The 2,811-nt window shown below is 66.8% G+C and carries 4 protein-coding genes; 3 read left to right on the forward strand and 1 reads right to left on the reverse strand.

All coding sequences use genetic code 11. The annotated features are described in order from the left end of the window. Nucleotides 1–773 (reverse strand): AmmeMemoRadiSam system protein B (gene amrB, locus ACESLR_RS11300; protein WP_373067452.1); only part of this gene is annotated, 773 nt, incomplete at its 3' end. An 84-nt stretch (nt 774–857) separates the two neighbouring features. Here amrB and amrS point away from each other — a divergent pair. From amrS to ACESLR_RS11315, 3 genes are all read left to right on the forward strand, one after another. Then, nucleotides 858–1,964, forward strand: a complete 1,107-nt coding sequence (gene amrS / locus ACESLR_RS11305; protein ID WP_373026098.1) for an AmmeMemoRadiSam system radical SAM enzyme — start codon at nt 858–860, stop codon at nt 1,962–1,964. A gap of 69 nt (nt 1,965–2,033) precedes the next feature. Beyond that, nucleotides 2,034–2,576, forward strand: a complete 543-nt coding sequence (locus tag ACESLR_RS11310; protein ID WP_373026103.1) for an Hsp20/alpha crystallin family protein — start codon at nt 2,034–2,036, stop codon at nt 2,574–2,576. Between the two features lie 77 nt (nt 2,577–2,653). Then, on the forward strand, nt 2,654–2,811 hold a 158-nt coding region (locus tag ACESLR_RS11315; protein ID WP_373026105.1), incomplete at its 3' end, for a T6SS phospholipase effector Tle1-like catalytic domain-containing protein.

The raw sequence follows: 2,811 nt of genomic DNA on the forward strand, positions 1-2,811 counted from the left end.
ACCACCTGGTCGCGCGGGCCGGCGGTGTCGCCGGAGTTGCGCTGGTCCAGCGTCGTGATGGCAAGCCCGCGCTGCCGAGCCAGCCGCAACAGGCCCGCCAGCGGGCGGCAGCCGCAGGCCTGTTCCGGGCCCAGGGCGCGTGCATCCAGTTGTTCGATGGAGTGGGTGGTGGCCGTATCCAGGCGACTGGCGGTGGCGTAGTCGTGGAAGTGGGAGAGATCCGAGCTGACGACGATCAGGGTCTCCGGGCCGCCCCACAGGCGTTCCAGCACACGCGCTACCTCTTCGGCGGAGGTGTCTCCGACCACCAGCGGCACCAGGTCGAACCTGCCCAGTACCACCTGCAGGAACGGCAGATGGGCCTCCAGGCTGTGTTCGGGGTCGTGGGCGATATCGAGTGCCTGCACCCCGGGCAGGTCCGCGATATTGTCCAGGGCCTCGTGATCCACGGGGACGTCTCCAAGCGGGCTGCGGTAGGCCGAGGCCGTGGTGGTCGCGATCCCGTGGAAGGGCACGCGATGCGACGGACCCAGAAGGACGACGCGCCGGATCCGGCCCGCCAGGGGGCGGATGCGTGCATAGGCGGAGGCCGCCACCGGACCGGAATACGGGTAGCCGGCGTGCGGCGCGATCAGGGCTTTGGGCGGTGCCGCGCCGGACTCCACCGGAACCGCGTCCAGCAACCGGCTGACGGTGGCGCGCAGCTCGTCGGGATTGGCCGGGTAGAACCATCCCGCAATGGCGGGCTCGCGGATGCGGGGCTGTGCCGTCATCGGGTATCTCCGTGGAACATTATGTCGTTGAATATTGGGATATCGTCCCCATATTCAAGGCTGTGTTCCACTCCGCGGGTCAATATGAACGATACCCCCCGACATGATGCATTTACCGTCGCCACGCGCTACTGGCACGCCCTGGAGGACGGCCGCGTGCAGTGCGACCTGTGCCCGCGTTACTGCAAGCTGAAGCCCGGCCAGCGCGGGGCCTGTTTTGTGCGCGCCAACCTCGACGACGCGGTCGTACTGACCAGCTACGGGCGTTCCTCCGGATACTGTGTGGATCCGATCGAGAAGAAGCCGCTCAATCACTTTCTGCCGGGCAGCCCGGTGCTGTCGTTCGGCACGGCGGGCTGCAACCTCGCCTGCAAGTTCTGCCAGAACTGGGACATCAGCAAGTCGCGCGAGATCGACACGCTGGCCGATCGCGCCGATCCCGAGACCATTGCACGTGCCGCCGAGGCGCTGGACTGCCGCGCGGTGGCCTTCACCTACAACGATCCGGTGATCTTCCACGAGTACGCCATCGACGTGGCGGCGGCCTGCCGCGCGCGGGACATCCGCACGGTGGCGGTGACGGCCGGCTACATCACCGAGCAGGCGCGCGGCGAGTTTTTCTCCGCCATGGATGCGGCCAACGTGGATCTCAAGGCATTCACCGAGCGTTTCTACCACAAGCTGACCGGTGCCCATCTGCAGCCGGTGCTCGACACCCTGGAATGGCTGGTGCACGAGACCGATACCTGGGTCGAGATCACCACGCTGCTGATCCCGGACGAGAACGACAGTGATGCGGAGATCGCCTCCATGGCGCAATGGGTCCGGGAGCACCTGGGGCCGGATGTACCGCTGCACTTCACCGCCTTCCACCCGGATTTCAAGATGACCGAACACCCGCGCACGCCGATCGCTACGCTGCAGCGGGCGCGTCGCATCGCCCGCGGCCAGGATCTGCATCACGTGTACACCGGCAACGTGCATGACGCGGACGGCCAGAGCACCTGGTGTGCGGGCTGCGGGCAACGCCTGATCGGTCGTAACTGGTACCAACTGTCGGACTGGAACCTGACCGCCGATGGCTGCTGCAACGCCTGCGGGGCCCCGGTACCCGGAGTCTTCGAGGCGCGCCCCGGCGACTGGGGTGCCCGGCGTCAGCCGGTGCGTCTGGCCGATTTCCGCAGGGCGTGATGCGCAGGGCTTGAAAAGTCCCTCTCCACGACCTAGTTATTTTGATAGACAGGATTTCCAGTGGAGGTGATGATCATGGACCTGCAAAAGCTCAAGCCGTGGAACTGGTTCAAGCGCGAGGAAACCGAGAGTCCGGAGGTTGTGCCGGCCCGGCGCGAAGCGCCCGATGCCCTGATGCGCGATCCCCTGGTGCGCATGCACCGGGAGATGGACCGGATGTTCGAAGACTTCTTTGGTGCCGCCCTCGGGGCGCGCGGGAGTGATGCGGCCTCGCTGCTGCTCAAGCCCAGCGTGGACATCGCCGAGACTCGCAAGGCCTACCGGATCACGGTGGAGGTGCCGGGGATCGACGAGGACGCGATCGACCTGACGGTGGATGGCGACGACCTGGTCATCTCCGGCGAGAAACGCCAGGAGACCGAGGGGGACGACCAGGGCTACCATCGCGTCGAGCGGGCCTACGGGCAGTTTCGCCGTATCCTCAGCCTGCCGGGCGATGCCGACGTCGATGCCATCCAGGCGCGGTTCAAGAATGGCGTGCTGAAGATCGACATCCCCCGGCGCGAGGACGACGCCCGGCCGGGGGTGCGCCGGATCGAGATCGGCTCCTGAGGGAGCATCACACGGCGGTATTCCGTGCCGTGCATGATTGCCGGCACCGCCCGACGACAAGGATGTGAGGCTGGCGGATGATGCGACGGATCGTGGTGTGCGCGGACGGGACCTGGAATCGCCCGGAGGAGGACGTCGAGTCGGACGTACCGACCAACGTGCTGCGTCTGGCCCGCGCCATCGCGCCCGCCGATGCCAGCGGTGACCCGCAGCAGGTCTTCTACGACTGGGGTGT

Source organism: Thioalkalivibrio sp., from assembly GCF_041685615.1.
Classification (GTDB): Bacteria; Pseudomonadota; Gammaproteobacteria; order Ectothiorhodospirales; family Ectothiorhodospiraceae; genus Thioalkalivibrio.

Coding starts and splice junctions, on each gene's coding strand:
- amrS (WP_373026098.1), top strand. CDS start 858: ATGAACGATACCCCCCGACATGATGCATTTACCGTCGCCACGCGCTAC.
- ACESLR_RS11310 (WP_373026103.1), top strand. CDS start 2,034: ATGATCATGGACCTGCAAAAGCTCAAGCCGTGGAACTGGTTCAAGCGC.